Origin of the sequence: Photobacterium sp. TLY01, assembly GCF_021432065.1 — a bacterium.
Classification (GTDB): domain Bacteria; phylum Pseudomonadota; class Gammaproteobacteria; order Enterobacterales; family Vibrionaceae; genus Photobacterium; species Photobacterium halotolerans_A.
Genome location: NZ_CP090364.1, coordinates 1,077,124 through 1,096,020, shown reverse-complemented (window position 1 = coordinate 1,096,020; position 18,897 = coordinate 1,077,124). Strand labels below are relative to the sequence as shown.

Genomic DNA, 18,897 nt, shown 5'->3' with positions numbered 1-18,897 from the left:
TTTTTGTTCCAGCTCTGGGTTTATTGTTCTGTGTTCAATGCGTCATCAATCAACGCTTTTTGTTGTTTCAGGTGTACTGACATATAACCAACGGCAGGGGAAGCTGACGCTGGGCGACCGGCATAAGCCAGTTGCGCACCTGCAGGTAGTGCAGCACGGAAATTATGCTGGCTGCTGTACCAGGCACCCTGGTTTTGCGGCTCTTCCTGACACCATGCGAAGTCAGTCACGTGCTGATAATCAGCCAGTGCAGCTTCCACATCCTCTTTCGGGAATGGGTACAGCTGTTCAATCCGGATAATGGCGACATCCGTCTGCTCGCGCTTGCGACGTTGTTCCAGCAGATCGTAATACACCTTACCTGAACACAGTACAACACGTTTCACTTGTTTCGGATCCAGCGCATCAATCTCACCGATTGCAGGCAGGAAATTACCTTCTGCCAGATCGTCCATCGTGGATGTACACAATGGATGACGCAGGAGTGACTTAGGTGACATCACAATCAGAGGACGACGCATCGGACGCAGCACCTGACGGCGAATCATGTGATAAACCTGTGCCGGCGTTGAAGGGATCACAACCTGCATGTTTTGTTCAGCACATAGCTGCAGGTAGCGTTCCAGACGTGCTGAGGAGTGCTCAGGACCCTGGCCTTCATAACCGTGCGGCAGCAACATGGTCAGACCGCACATACGGCCCCACTTTTGCTCACCGGAACTGATGAACTGGTCAATCACAACCTGGGCACCGTTCGCGAAATCACCGAACTGCGCTTCCCAGATAGTCAGGCCACCTGGCTCTGCTGTGGCATAACCGTATTCAAAGGCCAGAACCGCTTCTTCTGACAATACTGAGTCGAAAACCTGGAACGGGCCTTGTTTATCATGAAGGTTAGCCAAAGGCATGTAAGTGCTGGCATCCGTCTGGTTGTGCAGCACAGCATGACGGTGGAAGAAAGTACCTCGTCCAGAGTCCTGTCCGGTAATCCGGATACGGTGACCGTCATCAACCAGCGTTGCATAAGCCAGTGTTTCAGCCATGCCCCAGTCGACTTCTTTCTCACCGGCAACCATCGCCTGACGGTCGTTATACAGTTTCTGTACACGGCTTTGCAGTTTGTGGCTTTCAGGATACTGACAAACACGCTGACCCAATTCATGCAGACGCTGACGGCCAACCTTGTTATCCCACTCTTTCGTCCAGTCGTGGCCAAGGTAAGGTGCCCAGTCGACTGAATGCAGCTTCATCGGGCGCCATTCTTTGACGACGCACTCACCGCGGTCGAGCGCATCACGGTATTCATTGACCAGCGCAGTCGCTGTCTCAGCGTCAATGCTCTTTTCGTCAACCAGAATATCCGCGTAAATCTTGCGAGGCGTTGGGTGTTTTTTGATCTTTTGGTACATCAGCGGCTGAGTCGCGTTGGGCTCATCCGCTTCGTTGTGGCCATGACGGCGGTAACAGACCAGATCAATCACTACATCACGCTTGAATTCATTACGATAATCCAGCGCAAGACGAGTCACAAAAGCAACCGCTTCCGGATCGTCAGCATTGACGTGGAATATCGGCGACTGCACCATCTTCGCGATATCAGTACAGTACTGAGTTGAGCGGGTGTCCATTGGGTTCGAGGTCGTGAAGCCAATCTGATTGTTCACCACAATACGGACCGTACCACCAACGCGGTAGCCCCGGGACTGGGACATGTTGAAGGTTTCAGCCACGACGCCCTGACCCGCAATTGCTGAGTCACCATGAATCGTGATTGGCAGTACCATGGAACCGTCTTTGTCACCCAAACGGTCCTGACGTGCGCGAACAGAGCCGACAACAACCGGGTTCACGATTTCAAGGTGAGAGGGGTTAAACGCCAGTGCCAGATGTACATCACCGCCTGGTGTTGCGAAATCTGCAGAGAAACCCTGGTGGTATTTCACATCCCCGGTTCCCCAGGATTCACCATGCTTACCGGCAAATTCATCGAACAAATCCTGAGGTTTTTTACCCAGAACGTTCACCAGCATGTTCAGACGGCCACGGTGGGCCATTCCCACCACCACTTCACGAACACCGCTTTTTCCGGCAGCACGAATCAGCTCTTTCATCATAGGGATCAGAGCATCACCACCTTCCAGCGAGAAACGTTTGGCGCCTGGGAATTTCGCCCCCAGATATCGCTCCAGACCTTCTGCGGCAGTCAGTTCGTCCAAAAACGTCTGCTTTTCTTCCTGAGTAAACGTGCCTTTACCGACAACGGATTCCAGGCGCTGCTGAATCCAGCGCTTTTCTTCAGTATCAGTAATGTGCATGTACTCAGCACCTATTGAGCCACAATAGGTGTTTTTCAATGCCTCATAGATCTCAGAAAGCTTCATTGTCTCTTTGCCTACGGCAAATGAACCGACATTGAAGCTTTGGTCAAAATCTTCCGCTGTGAGATTATGAAACGCAGGATCCAGGTCCGGAACACGTTCCTGCTGCCATAATCCCAGCGGGTCCAGGTTTGCATGCTGATGACCACGGAAACGGTATGCGTTAATCAACTGCAGTACCTTAACCTGTTTGGCATCAACATCAGGATCGCTGACGTTAGCACTTAAAAAGGTCGTCTCTTTCGCTAAACGCCGGAAGTAATCGCGAACACGCGAATGCGGCTGCTCAACAGCAACGCCATTCACAACAGGCAGCTCACTAAAAACGTGACGCCATTCTTCGTCAACTAATTCTGGGTCGCTTAGATACAACTCGTAGAGGTCTTCTACGTAAGTTGCGTTGGCGCCAGCCAGATGTGAAGACTCAAGCCAAGCCTTCATAACGCCGTTCTGCATTGTTTTCCCTTAACCACTTGTTATCGCCACTTGCACCGGATGTTAGGCCGGGCTAAAAAGCCAGCAAATTGCTCTGCTGGCATATCGATAATTCTATAAATTTACACCGACCGCTTCAGCAACATAGATTTAATGTTACCGATAGCTTTGGTTGGGTTGAGCCCTTTCGGACACACACTGACACAGTTCATAATCCCGTGGCAGCGGAACACGCTGAATGCATCGTCAAGATCAGATAAGCGCGCTTCAGTGTCTGTGTCACGACTGTCGATTAACCAACGGTACGCCGCCAGCAGGCCTGCAGGACCGATAAACTTGTCCGGGTTCCACCAGAATGACGGACATGAGGTCGAGCAACATGCACACATAATGCACTCGTATAGACCATCAAGATGTGCGCGCTCTTCCGGAGACTGCAGGTTTTCCCGCGCAGGCGGGTGCTCGCTGTCATTGATCAGGAATGGCTTCACCTTGGCATAGTTGGTGTAGAACTGCTCCATATCAATGATCAGGTCACGAATGACAGGCAAGCCCGGCAATGGACGAATCACAATCGTTTTCTGATTCATCAGCGCTGACAAAGGGGTGATACAGGCCAGGCCGTTCTTACCATTCATGTTGATGCCATCAGAACCGCAAACCCCTTCACGGCATGAACGACGGAAAGACAGCGATGGATCCTGCTCTTTCAGCAAAATCAGGGCATCCAGAACCATCATGTCGGAGCCTTCCGGCACTTCCAGCGTATACCCTTTCATGTGCGGCGCGTTGTCTACATCAGGGTTATAACGGTAAATCGAAAAATTCAGTTTCATGTTGTTACCTCCCTTAGTAAGTCCGCGCTTTCGGCGGGAATGCATCACGATGGACGGGTGTCATATTTACATCACGCTTGGACATTTGTTCTGTCTCCGGGTTGTAAATAGAGTGACACAGCCAGTTTTCATCATCACGCTCAGGGAAGTCAAAACGGGCGTGAGCACCACGGCTTTCTGTACGGTAGTTCGCCGCGACTGCCGTTGCATAGGCAGTTTCCATCAGGTTATCCAACTCCAGACACTCGATGCGCTGCGTGTTGAATTCGCTGGAGGTGTCATCCAGACGTGCTTCTTTCAAACGCTCGCGGATTTCTTTCAGCTGGCTCAGACCTTCTGCCATGGCAGCACCTTCACGGAATACCGAGAAGTTGTTTTGCATGCAAGATTGCAGATCTTTACGGATTTGTACCGGATCTTCGCCTTTTTGCGTGCTGTTCCAGCGGTTCAGACGCGTCAGGGAAGCTTCGATGTCAGATTCTGTTGCCGGACGCGCTTCTGCTTGAGCTGCCAGAGTTTCACCCAGATGCAGGCCCGTCGCACGGCCAAATACAACCAGGTCAAGCAGGGAGTTTCCGCCCAGGCGGTTCGCACCATGCACAGAAACAGAGGCAATTTCACCACACGCAAACAGACCCTGAACTTCTTCGTCCTGACCGTTTGCGTTTTGCTTAATCGCCTGTCCTGAAACCTGAGTCGGTACACCGCCCATCATATAGTGACAGGTTGGAATGACAGGAATCGGCTCTTTCACCGGATCGACGTGTGCGAAGGTGCGAGACAATTCCAGGATACCCGGCAGACGTGATTCCAGAACATCTTTACCCAGGTGATCCAATTTCAGTTTAATGTGTGGTCCCCATGGGCCATCACAGCCACGTCCTTCACGGATTTCCACCATCATAGAGCGGGCAACAACGTCACGACCTGCCAGGTCTTTCGCGTTAGGTGCATAGCGCTCCATGAAACGCTCACCGTCTTTGTTCAGCAGGTAACCACCTTCACCACGGCAGCCTTCGGTAACCAGTACACCGGCGCCGGCAATACCGGTTGGGTGGAACTGCCACATTTCGATATCCTGCATAGGCACACCAGCGCGCAGTGCCATACCGACACCGTCACCCGTGTTAATGTGTGCGTTTGTCGTGGACTGATAGATACGACCTGCACCACCCGTGGCTAAAATTGTCGCTTTGGACTTGAAGTAACAAACTTCACCGGTTTCCATGCACAAGGCAGTACAACCCAGAATCGCGCCATCCTGGTTCTTCACCAGATCCAGTGCATACCACTCAGAGAAAATCGTTGTCTTGTGCTTAATGTTTTGCTGATACAAGGTGTGCAGCAATGCATGGCCTGTCCGGTCTGCCGCAGCGGCTGTTCGCGCTGCCTGCTCGCCACCAAACTCTTTTGACTGACCACCAAACGGACGCTGATAAATGCGACCATTCTCAAAACGGGAAAAAGGCAGCCCCATTTTTTCAAGTTCAATGACGGACTGCGGGCCATTTTTACACATGTATTCGATGGCATTCTGGTCACCGATATAATCCGACCCTTTTACCGTGTCGTACATGTGCCATTCCCAGTTATCAGGATGCGAGTTACCTAACGCAACTGTGATACCACCCTGCGCAGATACAGTGTGAGAACGGGTAGGAAACACTTTAGACAGCAGTGCACATTTCAGGCCCTGCTCAGAAATTTGCAGTGCAGCACGCATACCTGCACCACCAGCACCGATTACTACGGCGTCAAACTCTCGAACTGCAATGCTCACTTACGCACCCCACACAATAAAGAAACCAGATAACAGATAAACAAAAAGCACAGCGACAATTGCAAACATCAGCCCTGCACGTAAAAAGGCAGGTTTAATGTAGTCAGTCAGTACTTGCCACATGCCGATCCACCCATGAATCAGAACGGAGGCCAACGCCAGCATAGTAAAGACTTTTGTGCTTAGTTTTGAAAAGAACGCTGTCCAGGTTTCAAAATTCAGCTCAGGGCCAAAAGCGAAAAAGCACACCATATAAATGGTATAAAGAGTGAGGATAATTGCGGTTGCACGAATCAGAATAAAGTCGTGAACACCATTACGTCCAATGCTTGAAACATTGCTTACCATACCAGGCCTCCTGCAAACACAGACAGAACCGCCACAATCGCAAAACTGATTTTCGCACTTGTGGTGCCAGATTCCAGCTCTTCAAAATATCCCATATCCATCATCAGGTGACGAACACCCAGAACAATGTGATAGAAGAGTGCTGTCAGCACACCCCAGAGGATGAATTTGACAAAGAAGCTGTCCACGATGTCAGCGGCTTCAGCAAATCCTTGGGGAGAGGAAAGAGACAGGTTCAGTAGCCACAGCAGGATGGCAAGGGAAACAAAAGTGATCACGCCCGATACACGGTGCAGGATTGACGAAATCGCAGTCAGCGGAAAGCGTATCGTCTGTAGGTCGAGGTTGACAGGTCTTGGCTTGTTAACTTTCACGGTCTTTGCCCACTCAGCTCCATAGAAGCGTTTTATTTTTATAAAACCTCCGGTATGCATACGCCAAAACAAGCGCAACAAAGGCACAACAAGTGTGCTACATTTAGATAGCACAAGTGTATGTACAGCAAAGCAAAAGTCGTTTCAGCTAAGTCGCTAATATTACTAATAACTTTATCATTGTTTCTGGCGATGGCAGAACCAGAGACCTGCGGCCGAGTATACGCCTCGCAACAATCAATTACAAACCCCGTTACATGACCTCTAACACGGTTTGAGATATTGACCCGCTTTTACTTAAAGTTATTAACAAGCGCACACTCCCGAGAAGAGGAATTGACAACAACATGACCGAGCTGTACAAAGACGGCACATCCGATTTCGGATTAGGATTATAAAATAACAAAGGAGATTGTTATGGCAGACAAGAAAGCTACTCTTCATATTGAAGGGAAAGCACCGGTCGAACTGCCGATTCTCGGGGGCTCACTAGGTCCAGAAGTACTGGATGTTCGTAAACTCGGCGCATCTGGCTATTTCACTTTCGACCCAGGTTTCTTAGCTACTGCATCATGTGAATCTCAAATTACTTACATTGATGGTGCGAAAGGTGTGCTGCTTCACCGTGGCTATCCAATCGACCAATTAGCTAATAACGCTGATTATTTAGAAGTCTGTTACATTCTGCTGTACGGCGAAGTTCCTACCCGCGCCCAGTACGAGCAATTCCGCAAAACTGTCACTCGCCATACGATGGTGCATGAGCAAATCGCAAGCTTCTTCCACGGTTTCCGTCGCGATGCTCACCCAATGGCAGTCATGTGTGGTGTTGTCGGTGCGCTGGCAGCCTTCTACCATGATTCACTGGACATCAATAACGACGAGCACCGCGAAATCACTGCATTCCGCCTGCTGTCAAAAATGCCGACGCTGGCATCAATGTGCTACAAGTACTCCATTGGCCAGCCGTTTATCTATCCTCGTAACGATCTGGATTACGCTGAAAACTTCCTGCACATGATGTTTGCAACGCCATGTGAAGAGTATGAAGTCAGTCCGGTTGTCGCCCGTGCAATGGATAAAATCTTCACCCTGCATGCCGATCACGAACAGAATGCTTCGACATCTACCGTACGTCTGGCTGGTTCTTCCGGTGCTAACCCGTTTGCGTGTATTGCAGCTGGTATCGCTTCTCTTTGGGGCCCTGCTCACGGTGGTGCGAATGAAGCCTGCCTGCGTATGCTTGAAGAAATTGGCAGCGTAGAGAATATCCCTGAGTTTATTGAGCGTGCGAAAGACAAAGACGATCCGTTCCGTCTGATGGGCTTCGGCCACCGTGTGTACAAGAACTATGACCCACGTGCAACCGTGATGCGTGAAGCTTGTCACGAAGTGCTGCAAGAGCTGAAAATCCAGGATCCACTGCTGGATGTTGCGATGGAGCTGGAACGTATTGCTTTGTCTGATGAATACTTTGTTGAGAAGAAACTGTACCCGAACGTAGACTTCTACTCAGGTATTATCCTGAAAGCGATTGGTATTCCTGTCTCAATGTTTACGGTTATCTTCGCGATGTCCCGTACTATCGGCTGGATTGCGCACTGGAATGAAATGCACAGTGATCCAAACAACCGTATCGGTCGTCCGCGTCAGCTGTATACTGGCCATCAGCAACGTGATTTCCAACCACTTCACGAGCGTGAGTGATTGGTCAATTACTGAGATTAAACACAAAAGGTTGAGCTGATGCTCAACCTTTTTTGATCGGGTGATTTGTTGGTTTACACCGGGTTATCAATATCTACAAAGGTGACATCAAACTGATGCTCATCGGCCAGCCACTCCCCCAGCGCTTCAACACCGTATCTCTCAGTCGCATGATGTCCCGCACTGAAGAAATGAATGCCCTGCTCCCGCGCCGTATGGACCGTCCGCTCTGACACCTCACCTGTGATATAGGCATCCAGTCCCTGCGCAACGGCAAGATCAATAAAATCCTGACCGCCGCCGGTGCACCAGCCCACTGTTTTGATCAGATCAGGGCCACCCTCTCCGATATGTAAGGGTTTGCGATGGAGCACCTTCTCAATACGGTTCGCCAGCTGCTCACCCGTCAGCGCCGTTGGAAATTCCCCGTAAACGGCAACCGGGTGCGGATTACCAGGCTCCAGTCCTCCCAGATGCTTGATACCTAATTGGTCAGCAAGCTGGGCATTATTACCCAGTTCCTGGTGGACATCTAAAGGCAAATGATAGGCGTAGAGGTTAATCCCGTTTTCAATCAATGCTTTGATCCGTCGGTATTTCATCCCGCGAATTTCAGAAGGTTCATTTTTCCAAAAGTAACCATGATGCACCAGCAAAGCATCGGCTTTCATTTCAATCGCTTGATCAATCAGTGCCTGGCAAGCTGTCACACCGGTTACAATTTTTTGTACCTCACTACGGCCTTCAACTTGCAGCCCATTCGGACAATAATCTTTGATCAGGTGCGGGCTGAGTAATGTATTTAACAATGATTCGAGTTTGAGGTTGTTCATGCTTGCTTCCTTTTGAGCTGTTACTTGTATTTTAACCAACTCGGAAGCCGCAGAACCAGCAGGAACGAAAAAGCGGCCAGATAATGCAGATAAATCACAACAAAAAATGCTGCCTGAGGCAGCATTTCATCTGTGATACCAGTAAGCTACTCATTGAGTGCTATTTCAATAGAGTTCTTGCGCACCTTGCTCAGAGTGTTGTAACCAAACCGGCTTGGTACTGGTTTTCAGCCAGACTTTATGCAGATAACTATAGAAACGTGACTTAACGGACGTAGGCATGAATACCATCACCGGAAAACTCAGCACACCGGCGATCACAACGCAGGTGCGGCGTGCAAGAATGTGTTGCATAGATAACGGGGTAAACATGATAGCCTCCTGATTAACCAACTGGTCATACCTCTATACTTTAGCTCATTTTTGAAATTTTACTACCTTTTTGTTTAAAAAATTGGTGTTAAAAACCGGTTAAATACAGATTAAGACGTAATTCAATGAATGATATAAACAAAAACGTAACAAAAGAACACAACGATAACATCCGGCATTTTCGCCATGTGCTGGATATGCCAGTGTTAACGCAAGGTGTCGACCATCAGGTCAGTGATAAGTGGCTGGGCAAATTCAGAGACAGAGCAATCATCCCGGCAGATGCTCATTACGACGGCAACCAAAGACTCGGATTTTATTACCAGTGGCTGTGGCAGCAGCTCATCAACCACCACCCCGATTTTGAACTTGTCGGCGAAGAGATACAGTTACACGAAGCAAAACGTACGCTGGGTGCCATTGATTTTCTGGTGTTCAATAAACAATCTAACCAGTTAGAACACTGGGAAGTGGCCATTAAGTTTTATCTGGCTTATCAACAACGATGGCTGGGACCAAACTCAGCGGATAATCTGGATAATAAGATCAACAAAATGATTCAGCACCAGCTGGCAATGACACAACATCAGGCCTACAAAGATCAGTATGCCAAATCGCTGGGTCAGCCCTCCTGCCAGCGACTAATCGTACAGGGGAGACTTTTCGATCACTTCCGGAATGAAGAATCAGGTTCCGCCTTGCCCATCAATCCTGATGTTCATAAAGGGCTTTGGTGTTTCCAGAGCCAGGCAGAAGACTTATCGTTAAAAATCCTCACCAAGAGAGACTGGTTAACCCCACCCAGCTATTCATCAATGCCAACTCTGATGGTACCTTCGGCGATCACGGTGCCGACTCAGGGTGTTGCTGAAGATAATCAGGTCTGGTTCATTGTTCCTGACCACTGGCCACTGCACAACCGCGACAGGCATCAGCATGATCGGCCGTCAACTCCGTAACAATCCAGCGGCCAAATAATGAGCAATAAAAAACCCGCAGCAACAGCTACGGGTTGTCAAACAAAAGCGGCTTACAGGCCAGCGGCAGAAAAGACGTGACTGACAATCTTCTGTGCTTCATCTTCTATCTGACGAAGATGTGCGTCACCTTTGAAGCTTTCACAGTAGATCTTGTAAATTTCTTCAGTACCTGAAGGTCGCGCCGTGAACCAGCCATTCTCTGTGGTAATTTTCAGTCCGCCAATTGCAGCACCATTACCCGGAGCATGGGTCAGACGCGCGGTAATGGTATCACCTGCCAATGTGTCAGCTTTGACCATGTCTGGAGACAGTTTACTCAAAACAGCTTTTTGCGCACTGTTTGCCACGGCCTGCAATCGGCTGTAACGGCACTCACCGTGCTTTTCCGTTAAGGTCTGGTAATACTGTTGCGGGTTCATCCCTGTCACCGCAGTGATTTCTGCCGCTAACAGGCAGAGCAAAATACCGTCTTTATCGGTTGACCAGGGCGTACCATCTTTGCGCAAAAAGGATGCACCCGCACTTTCTTCACCGCCAAAGCCAAGCTCACCACTGTACAGACCATCAACAAACCATTTGAAGCCCACAGGCACTTCACACAGTTCACGGCCCAGATCCGCCACAACACGGTCAATAATCGCACTGGAGACCAGGGTCTTGCCTACGGCCACCTTGTCATTCCAGTCAGGACGATGGCGGTACAAATAGTCGATGCAGACCGCAAGGAAATGGTTAGGATTCATCAGGCCGGCCGGCGTCACGATTCCGTGGCGGTCAAAATCAGGGTCATTACCAAAGGCCAGATCATAACTGTCTTTATGCGCCAGCAAACCCGCCATGGCATACGGTGACGAGCAATCCATCCGCACGACACCATCTTTGTCCAGGCTCATAAAGCGAAACGCCGGATCCACAGATTCATCAACCAGAGTGAGATCCAGGTTGTAGTGACGCCCGATTTCTCGCCAGTATTCGATCCCGGAGCCACCCAGAGGGTCGACGGCCAGTTTCAGCTTGGCTTTTTGAATCGCAGCGATATCGATGACATTCACCAGATCTGCCACATAAGGTTTGACGAGATCCTGCTCAGTGACGTAATGACTGGACAAGGCTTCAGAAATACTCACCCGCTTCACTGACACTAAACCTTCGGCAATCAGTTGATTGGCCCGGCTTTCAATGGCGCTCGTGATCGCGCCTTCAGCCGGTCCGCCATGGGACGGATTATATTTAATCCCGCCATCCTGCGGAGGATTGTGCGAAGGGGTGATGACAATGCCGTCAGCTTTTTCTGTATGGCTACGATTAAACGTCAGAATCGCATGCGAAATACCCGGCGTGGGTGTGTAGCCCTGCTTCGTCTGCAGTACCACATTCACGTCATTGGCCACCAGCACTTCCAAAGCCGAAAGCAACGCCGGTTCAGACAAAGCGTGTGTATCCTTCCCTAAAAACAGAGGCCCGGTTACGCCCTGTTCACGACGAACATCGGCAACCGCCTGGGCAATTGCCCAGATATGATGTTGATTGAAGGTTCCCTTATCGGCACAGCCACGATGACCGGAGGTGCCAAACGCAACACGCTGAGCATCATTCGACGCATCAGGTTCAATCAGAAAATAATTGGCCACAAGAGCCGGAATGTTATGCATGTCTTCTTGCCGGGCTTGCTGCCCGGCACGAGGATGAATCGCCATCAACATATCCTTGTACGTCAATAAAGCCGCATCAGCGACAGTTAAATTTCACCGCAAACTTTTTCTACAATATCCTGTGTGAACTGCATTTTTTGCATCAGCTGTTCAATCATCTGACGTTTACGGTCGGTATTGGTATTGGTGATCACCCAAAAAGGCGTTTCAGGAATGGCTTTCGGTTTCGTCGTCTTGCCGCTGTTCAACAGCTTTTCTTCACTGTCAGCGAAGTAAATGCGGGTTCGGCCTTTAATCGCCGTCGCATCGGTGAAAGCCTGAGGATCGATACGATAGAGCGCAGAAAGCACCAGCATAAAGCGGCCAATGGCTCTTTCCTGACCAGCAAACTCATCTGAAATCAGCAGTGAGCGCATGGCTTTGACCCTGTCTTCCGACTGTGGCAAATTACCGGCATCTTTGCTAACCACAATGCCTTGCGCAGCTTTAGGGCGTGCTGGAATGACAGGCTGACTATTGGAGTCTTCCAGCAGCAAACGGCGCAGAATATCTGATGCACTTTCACCAATATGCCGGGTCTGGCTGGCAATATAACGATACAGCTCTTCGTCTACCTCAATCGTTTTCATCGTAGTGTTCATTATCGTTCCGTTAAAAAATCACCGTGAGATTATAACGTGAAGCGAAGGTATACTCTACGGCAAAGCGTTAACAACAAGAGAAATAGTCTGTGAATCTTCATTATCAAATACAGGGTCAAGGCCAGACGGTCGTCCTTATTCATGGCTTGTTTGGCAGTGCAGACAATCTCGGTCTGCTGGCCAGAACACTCAAGGAGCACTATCAGGTTATTAGTCTGGATCTGCGTAACCACGGCCGCTCCCCGCATAGTGAGCACTTCACTTATTCAGACATGGCACAAGATGTAGTTGAACTGCTGAATCAACTTGATATCCAAAACTTTAGCGTGGTTGGCCATTCCATGGGCGGAAAAGTAGCCATGGCATTGACCGAACTGGCTGGTGAGCGGATCGAGCACCTAATCGTGCTCGACATGGCACCTGTGGCTTATCAGGTCCACAGACATCAGAACGTATTCGCCGGTCTCAAAGCCGTTGACGAACAAAGGATCACCAGCCGTAAAGAAGCCGAACAGTATTTATCACAGCATGTTCTGGAACCCGGTGTGCGTCAGTTTCTGCTCAAATCTCTGTATAAAGCGCACGAATCCTTCCAGTGGCGCTTCAATGTTGACGCACTCATCAACAACTACAGCACCATTATGGGCTGGTCGGCTATATCCCCCTTTCATGGCCGTACGTTGTTTATTAAAGGTCAGGACTCAGAATATATTCTGGCTGAACACCGCGAACACATTGCCAACCAGTTCCCGAACGCTAAGGCCCATATGGTCGCCAATACAGGCCACTGGCTTCATGCGGAGAAACCAGACACGGTTAACCGTATCGTTCTCGGTTTTTTAGAGAAGGATACACAGCCTAACAATTAACACGCACGACTCTCTGTGCTATAGTGCGCGCCGGATGCAAGTCTGATCTTGCGAAGGAGAAACAGATGTTATACGAGCACATGGACCTGCTGGAATCAGTCGGACTTGATTTATTGTTCGCAGCCATCTTCTTTTTCATTGGTATGGCGATCAAAGATGTCCTCAAGCAAGGCAATGTGCCACCATTTGGCCGAAAAATCGTCTGGCTGGTCTTGTTTTTAGGGTGCTTTGGATTCATATCCAAAGGTGTGATTCAGATGACAATGGAAGGCGTGGGGATAGGATAATCTCTGCTGATGCCTGCTAGCTGGCTAAGAATGCGTAATGAGAAGCCTAATGATAAAGGTTTTTCTCCCCTAACTGACGCCACAGTCACCGACAAATGTTATTATCAGGCAACAATCAACGCTAGAATGATCTGGCAGCCTGTTCAATTTCTGTACATCGCTAGCCTCGCAGCTGGCGGTCAACAACTAAAACACGGGTAATCTCTACTATGGCGAGTGTAGGACTCTTCTTTGGTAGCGACACGGGGAACACTGAAGCCGTCGCTAAAATGATCCAAAAGCAGCTGGGTAAAAACCTGGTTGAAGTCAAAGACATTGCGAAGAGCAGCAAAGAAGATATTGAAAATTTCGACCTGTTACTGCTGGGTATCCCGACCTGGTATTACGGCGAAGCGCAATGTGATTGGGATGATTTCTTCCCTGAACTGGAAGGCATTGATTTCGAAAACAAGCTGGTTGCTATTTTTGGCTGTGGTGATCAGGAAGATTACGCCGAGTATTTCTGCGACGCCATGGGTACAGTGCGTGACATCGTTGAAGGTCGCGGTGCTATCATCGTTGGCCACTTCCCAACTGAAAGCTATGAGTTTGAAGCATCAAAAGCATTGGTGGACGATCAACATTTTGTTGGCCTGTGCATTGATGAAGATCGTCAGCCAGAATTGACTGACGAGCGCGTCGAGAAATGGGTGAAGCAGATCTACGAAGAAATGTGTCTGGCCGAACTGGCTGACTAATCTTGCTGCTCACTGTTAAAAACGCGCCGAGGCGCGTTTTTTATTGCTCACTCACACACTCACCCGAACGGTTTTCGCCTTCCTCAAGTGCCGCATTCCGGTACTGTGGTTTCTTCCGTACATACAGCACGCGCTTGACCTGAGCCACCACGTCCCCCTGACTATCCGACACATTGACAATGAATTCAGGAAAATATTTATCACCGCGAGCAGTTGAGCGCTTAATATCCTCAATACACTGATCTGAAATAGTAAATACCGCTTTCAGATCCGTCTGACCTGGCTTGAGAAAATTGACTTCGGCTTGTTTATCCCAGACAAAATACTCTTTCCCGAGTATCCCCATCAGCATCAGAGCATAGACAGGATCTGTCAGTGAAAAAATGCTGCCGCCATACTGGGTTCGGTTTGCATTCTTATTCCACCACCTTAATTTCAGACAAATTTCCACATGCCGGAAATCTTCACTGATGTGCAGAATTCGAATACCGGCCCCCCAAAAAGGTGGCCAGATATTGAGCGCAAATTTCACGATCCGGGGCTTATAAAACTGATTCACACCTACACGTCCTTATGATCTGGTACGATGAGTATAGTATGCCTTTTTAACATTTATATCAGCCGAATAAAAGTCACAACTTTCCTAGACCCATTCAGCATTAAGGTTTATTGTTGTGCTGTCGTCACTTATAATGAACAGATATGAGAAAGACTACCGTAACCTTCCATTTTCCTGTTACGGCTAGCCAAAGGAAACTCGAATGTCAGATAACAACCAAGCACTTAAACAAGCAGGATTAAAAGTCACACTTCCGCGTCTGAAAATTTTGGAAGTACTTCAGGATCCTGAGTGCCAGCATATCAGTGCCGAAGATTTGTACAAGAAGCTGATCGATATTGGTGAAGAGATTGGCCTGGCCACTGTTTACCGAGTGCTGAACCAATTTGATGATGCCGGCATTGTCACCCGACACCATTTTGAAGGTGGTAAGTCAGTATTTGAACTGTCTACCCAGCATCACCACGATCATCTGGTTTGCCTGGACTGTGGCAAAGTCATTGAATTTTCTGACGATATCATTGAAGATCGCCAGAAGCAGGTTGCCGAACGCTATAATATCCGTCTGACCAACCACAGCCTTTATCTGTACGGTCACTGCACTGCCGGTGATTGTAATAAAGATGAAAGCCTGCACAACGAAAATAATTAATCACGCTTACATCGATAAAAAAACCAGCCGAATGGCTGGTTTTTTTATCTTAGGCTGCAATCACAGTCTGAATCTGTCAGTCAGCAATTTTTGCCCATGAATCACGCAAACCCACAGTGCGGTTGAACACTAAGTGATCAGCCGATGAATCTTTGTTATCCGCACAGAAATAACCCATACGTTCAAACTGGAATGCCTGTTCAGGAGCGGCGGCTGCCAGACTCGGCTCAACAAAGCCATTCATCAGGATCAGTGACTCCGGGTTGATTGTCGATGCAAAATCCTCTGCTGCGCCTGGGTTCGGTACCGTAAACAAACGATCATACAAGCGAATTTCAGCAGGAAGTGCTTTCTCAGCGGACACCCAGTGAATCACGCCTTTCACTTTACGGCCATCTGCTGGGTTTTTACCCAGCGTATCAGCATCATAAGTACAGAAAATCGTGGTAATCTTGCCGTCGGCGTCTTTCTCAACCCGCTCGGCTTTAATGACATAGGCACCACGTAAACGCACTTCTTTACCCAAGACTAAACGCTTGTACTTCTTGTTCCCTTCTTCGCGGAAATCTTCACGCTCAATGTACAGCTCACGGCTGAATGGCACATCACGCTCGCCCATCTCTGGTTTATTCGGATGATTGCCCACTTTGAGAATCTCGGTATCACCAAAGTTTTCGATCACGACTTTCACCGGATCCAGAACAGCCATGGCCCGAGGTGCATTCTCATTCAAATCGTCACGGATACACGATTCCAGAGAACTCATCTCAATGGTATTGTCCTGTTTGGTAACACCAATGCGCTTACAGAACTCACGAATGGAAGCCGACGTAAAGCCACGACGTCGCAAACCTGAAATGGTCGGCATGCGGGGATCATCCCAGCCTGAAACCAACTGCTCGGTGACCAACTGGTTCAGCTTGCGCTTGGACATCACAGTGTATTCCAGATTCAGACGACTGAACTCATACTGACGCGGCTGACAGTCAATCGTGATGTTATCCAGCACCCAATCGTACAGACGACGGTTGTCCTGGAACTCCAGGGTACACAGCGAGTGCGTAATGCCTTCCAGCGCATCAGAGATACAGTGGGTGAAATCGTACATCGGATAGATGCACCACTTATCCCCGGTCTGATGGTGAGTGGCGAAGCGAACGCGGTACAGCACAGGATCACGCATCACCATAAACGGCGATGCCATATCAATCTTGGCCCGAAGTGACATTTTGCCTTCTTCAACTTCGCCGTTCTTCATTTTCTCGAACTGTGCCAGGTTCTCGGCCACAGGACGGTCACGATACGGGCTTGGTTTACCCGGCTCTGTCAGCGTGCCGCGATACTCGCGCATTTCTTCAGGTGTGAGTTCATCAACATACGCCAGACCTTTGTTGATCAGTTCCAACGCATAAGCATACAGCTGATCGAAGTAGTTAGATGAGTAACAAATCTCACCGCTCCACTCAAAGCCCAGCCAGTTTACGTCTTTCTTAATCGACTCTACGTATTCGATGTCTTCTTTTTCTGGGTTTGTGTCATCAAAACGCAGATTACATTGTCCCTGGTAATCCTGAGCAATACCAAAGTTCAAGCAGATAGACTTCGCATGGCCGATATGCAGGTAACCATTCGGCTCAGGCGGAAAACGTGTGTGGACGCTGGTGTGCTTCCCACTGGCTAAATCCGCATCAATGATTTGGCGGATAAAATTGCTTGGACGAGCTTCAGATTCACTCATCAATTACACCTCGTGCGCTAAAAGGATCTTCGAACCTGTTATGATCCACAAATACAGGCCATGACTCAACAATTAGTGTGTATTGAATCATGATTAGGGCAAAAAAAAGCCGACCCTGACGGGCCGGCCTCACTTTCAGTTATCTTTCGCGATCAGATTAACTGTCGATTATGGCAGTTTGACTGCAGACAGGTCTTCTGACGCCGGGATTTTCTTCATCTCACCAGCAACGATTTCAGCCAGCGGACCAAGAATAACCTGCAGGTTATTTGAACCGAGTTTCACCACACCCATCGCACCCAGTGCTTTTAGTGTTTTCTCGTCAGCCAGGCTGCTGTCTTTCAGCGTCAGGCGCAGACGTGTGATACAGGCATCAATGTTTTCCAGGTTGCCATGGCCACCCAGAGCTTTCAGGTATTGTTTTGCCAGCTCACCTGTTTCCTGAGAACCAGAAGCCAGTACTTCATCTGAATCAGCGTCTTCACGACCTGGTGTCTTCAGGTTGAATTTGACAATCGCGAAGCGGAAGATTGCATAGTAAATCGCGAAGAATACCAGACCCTGAACAATCAGCATGTACCACTGAGTTGCCAGCGGGTTCTTCGACTGCAGGACCATATCCACCAGGCCAGCAGAGAAACCGAAACCGGAAATCCATTGCATGCTGGCTGCGATGTACACAGAGATACCCGTCAGCACTGCGTGCACGACATACAATGCAGGTGCCAGGAACATGAAGGCAAATTCCAGCGGCTCAGTTACACCGGTAAAGAATGAAGCGAAAGCAGCGGCAATCATGATAGATGCGACTTTCTCTTTGTTCTCAGCTCTCGCGGTGTGGTACATCGCCAGTGCCGCACCAGGCAGACCGAACATCATGATAGGGAAGAAACCACCCATGTAGATACCTGTCTGGCCAGGGACTGCGACACCGTCAGCAATCGACTTGGCACCACCCAGGAAGTTTGGCAGATCGTTAATGCCCGCTACGTCGAACCAGAAGACTGAGTTCAGCGCGTGGTGCAGACCCACAGGGATCAGCAGACGGTTGAAGAAGGCGTACAGACCCGCACCTACATCGCCCAGGCCCTGGATGCCTTCACCGAAGTGAACCAGACCGCCATAAACATGTGGCCAGACATACATCAGGATAAAAGCCAGGAAAATACCAGCAATGGATGTCAGGATAGGTACCAGACGCTTACCGCTGAAGAAAGCCAGTGCCTTGTGCAGTTCAACGGTTGAGTAACGGTTGTACAGCTCAGCCGAGATGATACCGACCAGAATACCGACGAACTGGTTTTTGATTTTGCCGAATGCTGCAGGCACAAGGCTTGGATCAATGCCTTGAATTTGAGCTACGGCCGCTGGAGAACAAAGTGTGGTGACAACAAGAAAGCAAACGAAGCCTGACAGCGCTGCTGCACCGTCTTTATCTTTTGACATACCATACGCGACACCGATAGCAAACAGTACAGCCATGTTCTCGATAATCGCGCCACCGGCTTTGATCAGGAAAGCTGCCAGTGCGCTGTTGGCACCCCAGCCGTTCGGATCAATCCAGTAACCTATACCCATGAGTATTGCGGCGGCAGGCAACGTGGCGACCGGCACCATCAAAGCCTTACCTACTTTTTGAAAATATCCAAGAATATTCACCCTTAGTTCCCCCTATGGTTTTCTTAGATGCGGTTGAGATAACTTATTTTAGCTACCCGA

The 18,897-nt window shown here is 49.2% G+C and carries 18 protein-coding genes; 6 read left to right on the top strand and 12 right to left on the bottom strand.

From position 1 onward, the window contains the following. Nucleotides 1–20: 20 nt before the first annotated feature. The 5 genes from sucA to sdhC form a co-directional block, all read right to left on the bottom strand. Nucleotides 21–2,834 (bottom strand): 2-oxoglutarate dehydrogenase E1 component, encoded by a 2,814-nt coding sequence (gene sucA / locus LN341_RS05530; RefSeq protein ID WP_046219392.1) that lies wholly within the window; start codon nucleotides 2,832–2,834, stop codon nucleotides 21–23. A 101-nt stretch (nucleotides 2,835–2,935) separates the two neighbouring features. After that, nucleotides 2,936–3,649 (bottom strand): succinate dehydrogenase iron-sulfur subunit, encoded by a 714-nt coding sequence (locus LN341_RS05525; RefSeq protein WP_046219393.1) that lies wholly within the window; start codon nucleotides 3,647–3,649, stop codon nucleotides 2,936–2,938. Between the two features lie 13 nt (nucleotides 3,650–3,662). Then, a complete protein-coding gene (gene sdhA / locus LN341_RS05520) occupies nucleotides 3,663–5,429 on the bottom strand; it encodes a succinate dehydrogenase flavoprotein subunit (RefSeq protein WP_046219394.1) in 1,767 nt (588 codons plus the stop codon). Continuing rightward, nucleotides 5,430–5,777 (bottom strand): succinate dehydrogenase, hydrophobic membrane anchor protein, encoded by a 348-nt coding sequence (sdhD, locus tag LN341_RS05515; protein ID WP_027252633.1) that lies wholly within the window; start codon nucleotides 5,775–5,777, stop codon nucleotides 5,430–5,432. It lies immediately after the preceding gene. Further along, nucleotides 5,771–6,211 (bottom strand): succinate dehydrogenase cytochrome b556 subunit, encoded by a 441-nt coding sequence (sdhC, locus tag LN341_RS05510; protein WP_046219396.1) that lies wholly within the window; start codon nucleotides 6,209–6,211, stop codon nucleotides 5,771–5,773. Before sdhC ends, sdhD begins: the two co-directional genes overlap by 7 nt. Before the next feature lie 357 nt (nucleotides 6,212–6,568). Between sdhC and LN341_RS05505 the strand changes: the two genes are divergently transcribed. Next, a complete protein-coding gene (locus tag LN341_RS05505; protein WP_046219397.1) occupies nucleotides 6,569–7,858 on the top strand; it encodes a citrate synthase in 1,290 nt (429 codons plus the stop codon). Between the two features lie 74 nt (nucleotides 7,859–7,932). Here LN341_RS05505 and LN341_RS05500 read toward each other — a convergent pair whose 3' ends face one another. Continuing rightward, nucleotides 7,933–8,691, bottom strand: a complete 759-nt coding sequence (locus LN341_RS05500; protein ID WP_046219398.1) for a Nif3-like dinuclear metal center hexameric protein — start codon at nucleotides 8,689–8,691, stop codon at nucleotides 7,933–7,935. A gap of 165 nt (nucleotides 8,692–8,856) precedes the next feature. Then, complete coding sequence (locus tag LN341_RS05495) at nucleotides 8,857–9,063, bottom strand: DUF2517 family protein (RefSeq protein WP_046219399.1); 207 nt, start codon at nucleotides 9,061–9,063, stop codon at nucleotides 8,857–8,859. A 125-nt stretch (nucleotides 9,064–9,188) separates the two neighbouring features. Here LN341_RS05495 and LN341_RS05490 point away from each other — a divergent pair, with 125 nt between their 5' ends. Next, nucleotides 9,189–10,022, top strand: a complete 834-nt coding sequence (locus LN341_RS05490; protein ID WP_234204309.1) for a DUF1853 family protein — start codon at nucleotides 9,189–9,191, stop codon at nucleotides 10,020–10,022. Nucleotides 10,023–10,093: 71 nt separating this feature from the next. Here LN341_RS05490 and pgm read toward each other — a convergent pair whose 3' ends face one another. Continuing rightward, the gene (pgm, locus tag LN341_RS05485) at nucleotides 10,094–11,740 is read right to left on the bottom strand and encodes a phosphoglucomutase (alpha-D-glucose-1,6-bisphosphate-dependent) (protein WP_046219400.1); all 1,647 of its coding nucleotides are present in this window, start codon (nucleotides 11,738–11,740) and stop codon (nucleotides 10,094–10,096) included. A 41-nt stretch (nucleotides 11,741–11,781) separates the two neighbouring features. Then, nucleotides 11,782–12,324, bottom strand: coding sequence for a replication initiation negative regulator SeqA (seqA, locus tag LN341_RS05480; RefSeq protein WP_234204924.1), 543 nt, complete (start codon nucleotides 12,322–12,324; stop codon nucleotides 11,782–11,784). 101 nt (nucleotides 12,325–12,425) lie between these two features. Here seqA and LN341_RS05475 point away from each other — a divergent pair, with 101 nt between their 5' ends. The 3 genes from LN341_RS05475 to fldA all read left to right on the top strand — a co-directional run bounded on the left by LN341_RS05475 (nucleotide 12,426) and on the right by fldA (nucleotide 14,229). Further along, nucleotides 12,426–13,205 (top strand): alpha/beta fold hydrolase, encoded by a 780-nt coding sequence (locus LN341_RS05475; protein ID WP_234204307.1) that lies wholly within the window; start codon nucleotides 12,426–12,428, stop codon nucleotides 13,203–13,205. A gap of 65 nt (nucleotides 13,206–13,270) precedes the next feature. After that, on the top strand, nucleotides 13,271–13,492 hold the full coding sequence (locus LN341_RS05470; RefSeq protein ID WP_027252641.1) for a DUF2788 domain-containing protein: 222 nt from the start codon (nucleotides 13,271–13,273) through the stop codon (nucleotides 13,490–13,492). Between the two features lie 209 nt (nucleotides 13,493–13,701). Beyond that, entirely contained in the window at nucleotides 13,702–14,229 is a 528-nt protein-coding gene (fldA, locus tag LN341_RS05465; RefSeq protein WP_046219403.1) for a flavodoxin FldA, read from the top strand. 40 nt (nucleotides 14,230–14,269) lie between these two features. Here fldA and LN341_RS05460 read toward each other — a convergent pair whose 3' ends face one another. After that, nucleotides 14,270–14,788: a DUF4442 domain-containing protein gene (locus LN341_RS05460; protein ID WP_046219404.1), complete on the bottom strand. Its 519-nt coding sequence runs from the start codon at nucleotides 14,786–14,788 to the stop codon at nucleotides 14,270–14,272. 202 nt (nucleotides 14,789–14,990) lie between these two features. On the opposite strand from LN341_RS05460, the gene fur reads away from it, so the two are divergent. Beyond that, nucleotides 14,991–15,440 (top strand): ferric iron uptake transcriptional regulator, encoded by a 450-nt coding sequence (gene fur / locus LN341_RS05455; RefSeq protein ID WP_046219405.1) that lies wholly within the window; start codon nucleotides 14,991–14,993, stop codon nucleotides 15,438–15,440. A 76-nt stretch (nucleotides 15,441–15,516) separates the two neighbouring features. Here fur and glnS read toward each other — a convergent pair whose 3' ends face one another. After that, entirely contained in the window at nucleotides 15,517–17,178 is a 1,662-nt protein-coding gene (glnS, locus tag LN341_RS05450) for a glutamine--tRNA ligase (protein WP_234204306.1), read from the bottom strand. Nucleotides 17,179–17,346: 168 nt separating this feature from the next. Continuing rightward, nucleotides 17,347–18,837, bottom strand: a complete 1,491-nt coding sequence (gene nagE / locus LN341_RS05445; RefSeq protein ID WP_234204305.1) for an N-acetylglucosamine-specific PTS transporter subunit IIBC — start codon at nucleotides 18,835–18,837, stop codon at nucleotides 17,347–17,349. Nucleotides 18,838–18,897: the final 60 nt, after the last annotated feature.

Coding starts and splice junctions, on each gene's coding strand:
- fur (WP_046219405.1), top strand. CDS start 14,991: ATGTCAGATAACAACCAAGCACTTAAACAAGCAGGATTAAAAGTCACA.
- LN341_RS05500 (WP_046219398.1), bottom strand. CDS start 8,691: ATGAACAACCTCAAACTCGAATCATTGTTAAATACATTACTCAGCCCG.
- LN341_RS05525 (WP_046219393.1), bottom strand. CDS start 3,649: ATGAAACTGAATTTTTCGATTTACCGTTATAACCCTGATGTAGACAAC.
- sdhC (WP_046219396.1), bottom strand. CDS start 6,211: ATGCATACCGGAGGTTTTATAAAAATAAAACGCTTCTATGGAGCTGAG.
- LN341_RS05495 (WP_046219399.1), bottom strand. CDS start 9,063: ATGTTTACCCCGTTATCTATGCAACACATTCTTGCACGCCGCACCTGC.
- fldA (WP_046219403.1), top strand. CDS start 13,702: ATGGCGAGTGTAGGACTCTTCTTTGGTAGCGACACGGGGAACACTGAA.
- glnS (WP_234204306.1), bottom strand. CDS start 17,178: ATGAGTGAATCTGAAGCTCGTCCAAGCAATTTTATCCGCCAAATCATT.
- sucA (WP_046219392.1), bottom strand. CDS start 2,834: ATGCAGAACGGCGTTATGAAGGCTTGGCTTGAGTCTTCACATCTGGCT.
- LN341_RS05470 (WP_027252641.1), top strand. CDS start 13,271: ATGTTATACGAGCACATGGACCTGCTGGAATCAGTCGGACTTGATTTA.
- LN341_RS05505 (WP_046219397.1), top strand. CDS start 6,569: ATGGCAGACAAGAAAGCTACTCTTCATATTGAAGGGAAAGCACCGGTC.
- seqA (WP_234204924.1), bottom strand. CDS start 12,324: ATGAAAACGATTGAGGTAGACGAAGAGCTGTATCGTTATATTGCCAGC.
- LN341_RS05490 (WP_234204309.1), top strand. CDS start 9,189: ATGAATGATATAAACAAAAACGTAACAAAAGAACACAACGATAACATC.
- sdhD (WP_027252633.1), bottom strand. CDS start 5,777: ATGGTAAGCAATGTTTCAAGCATTGGACGTAATGGTGTTCACGACTTT.
- pgm (WP_046219400.1), bottom strand. CDS start 11,740: ATGGCGATTCATCCTCGTGCCGGGCAGCAAGCCCGGCAAGAAGACATG.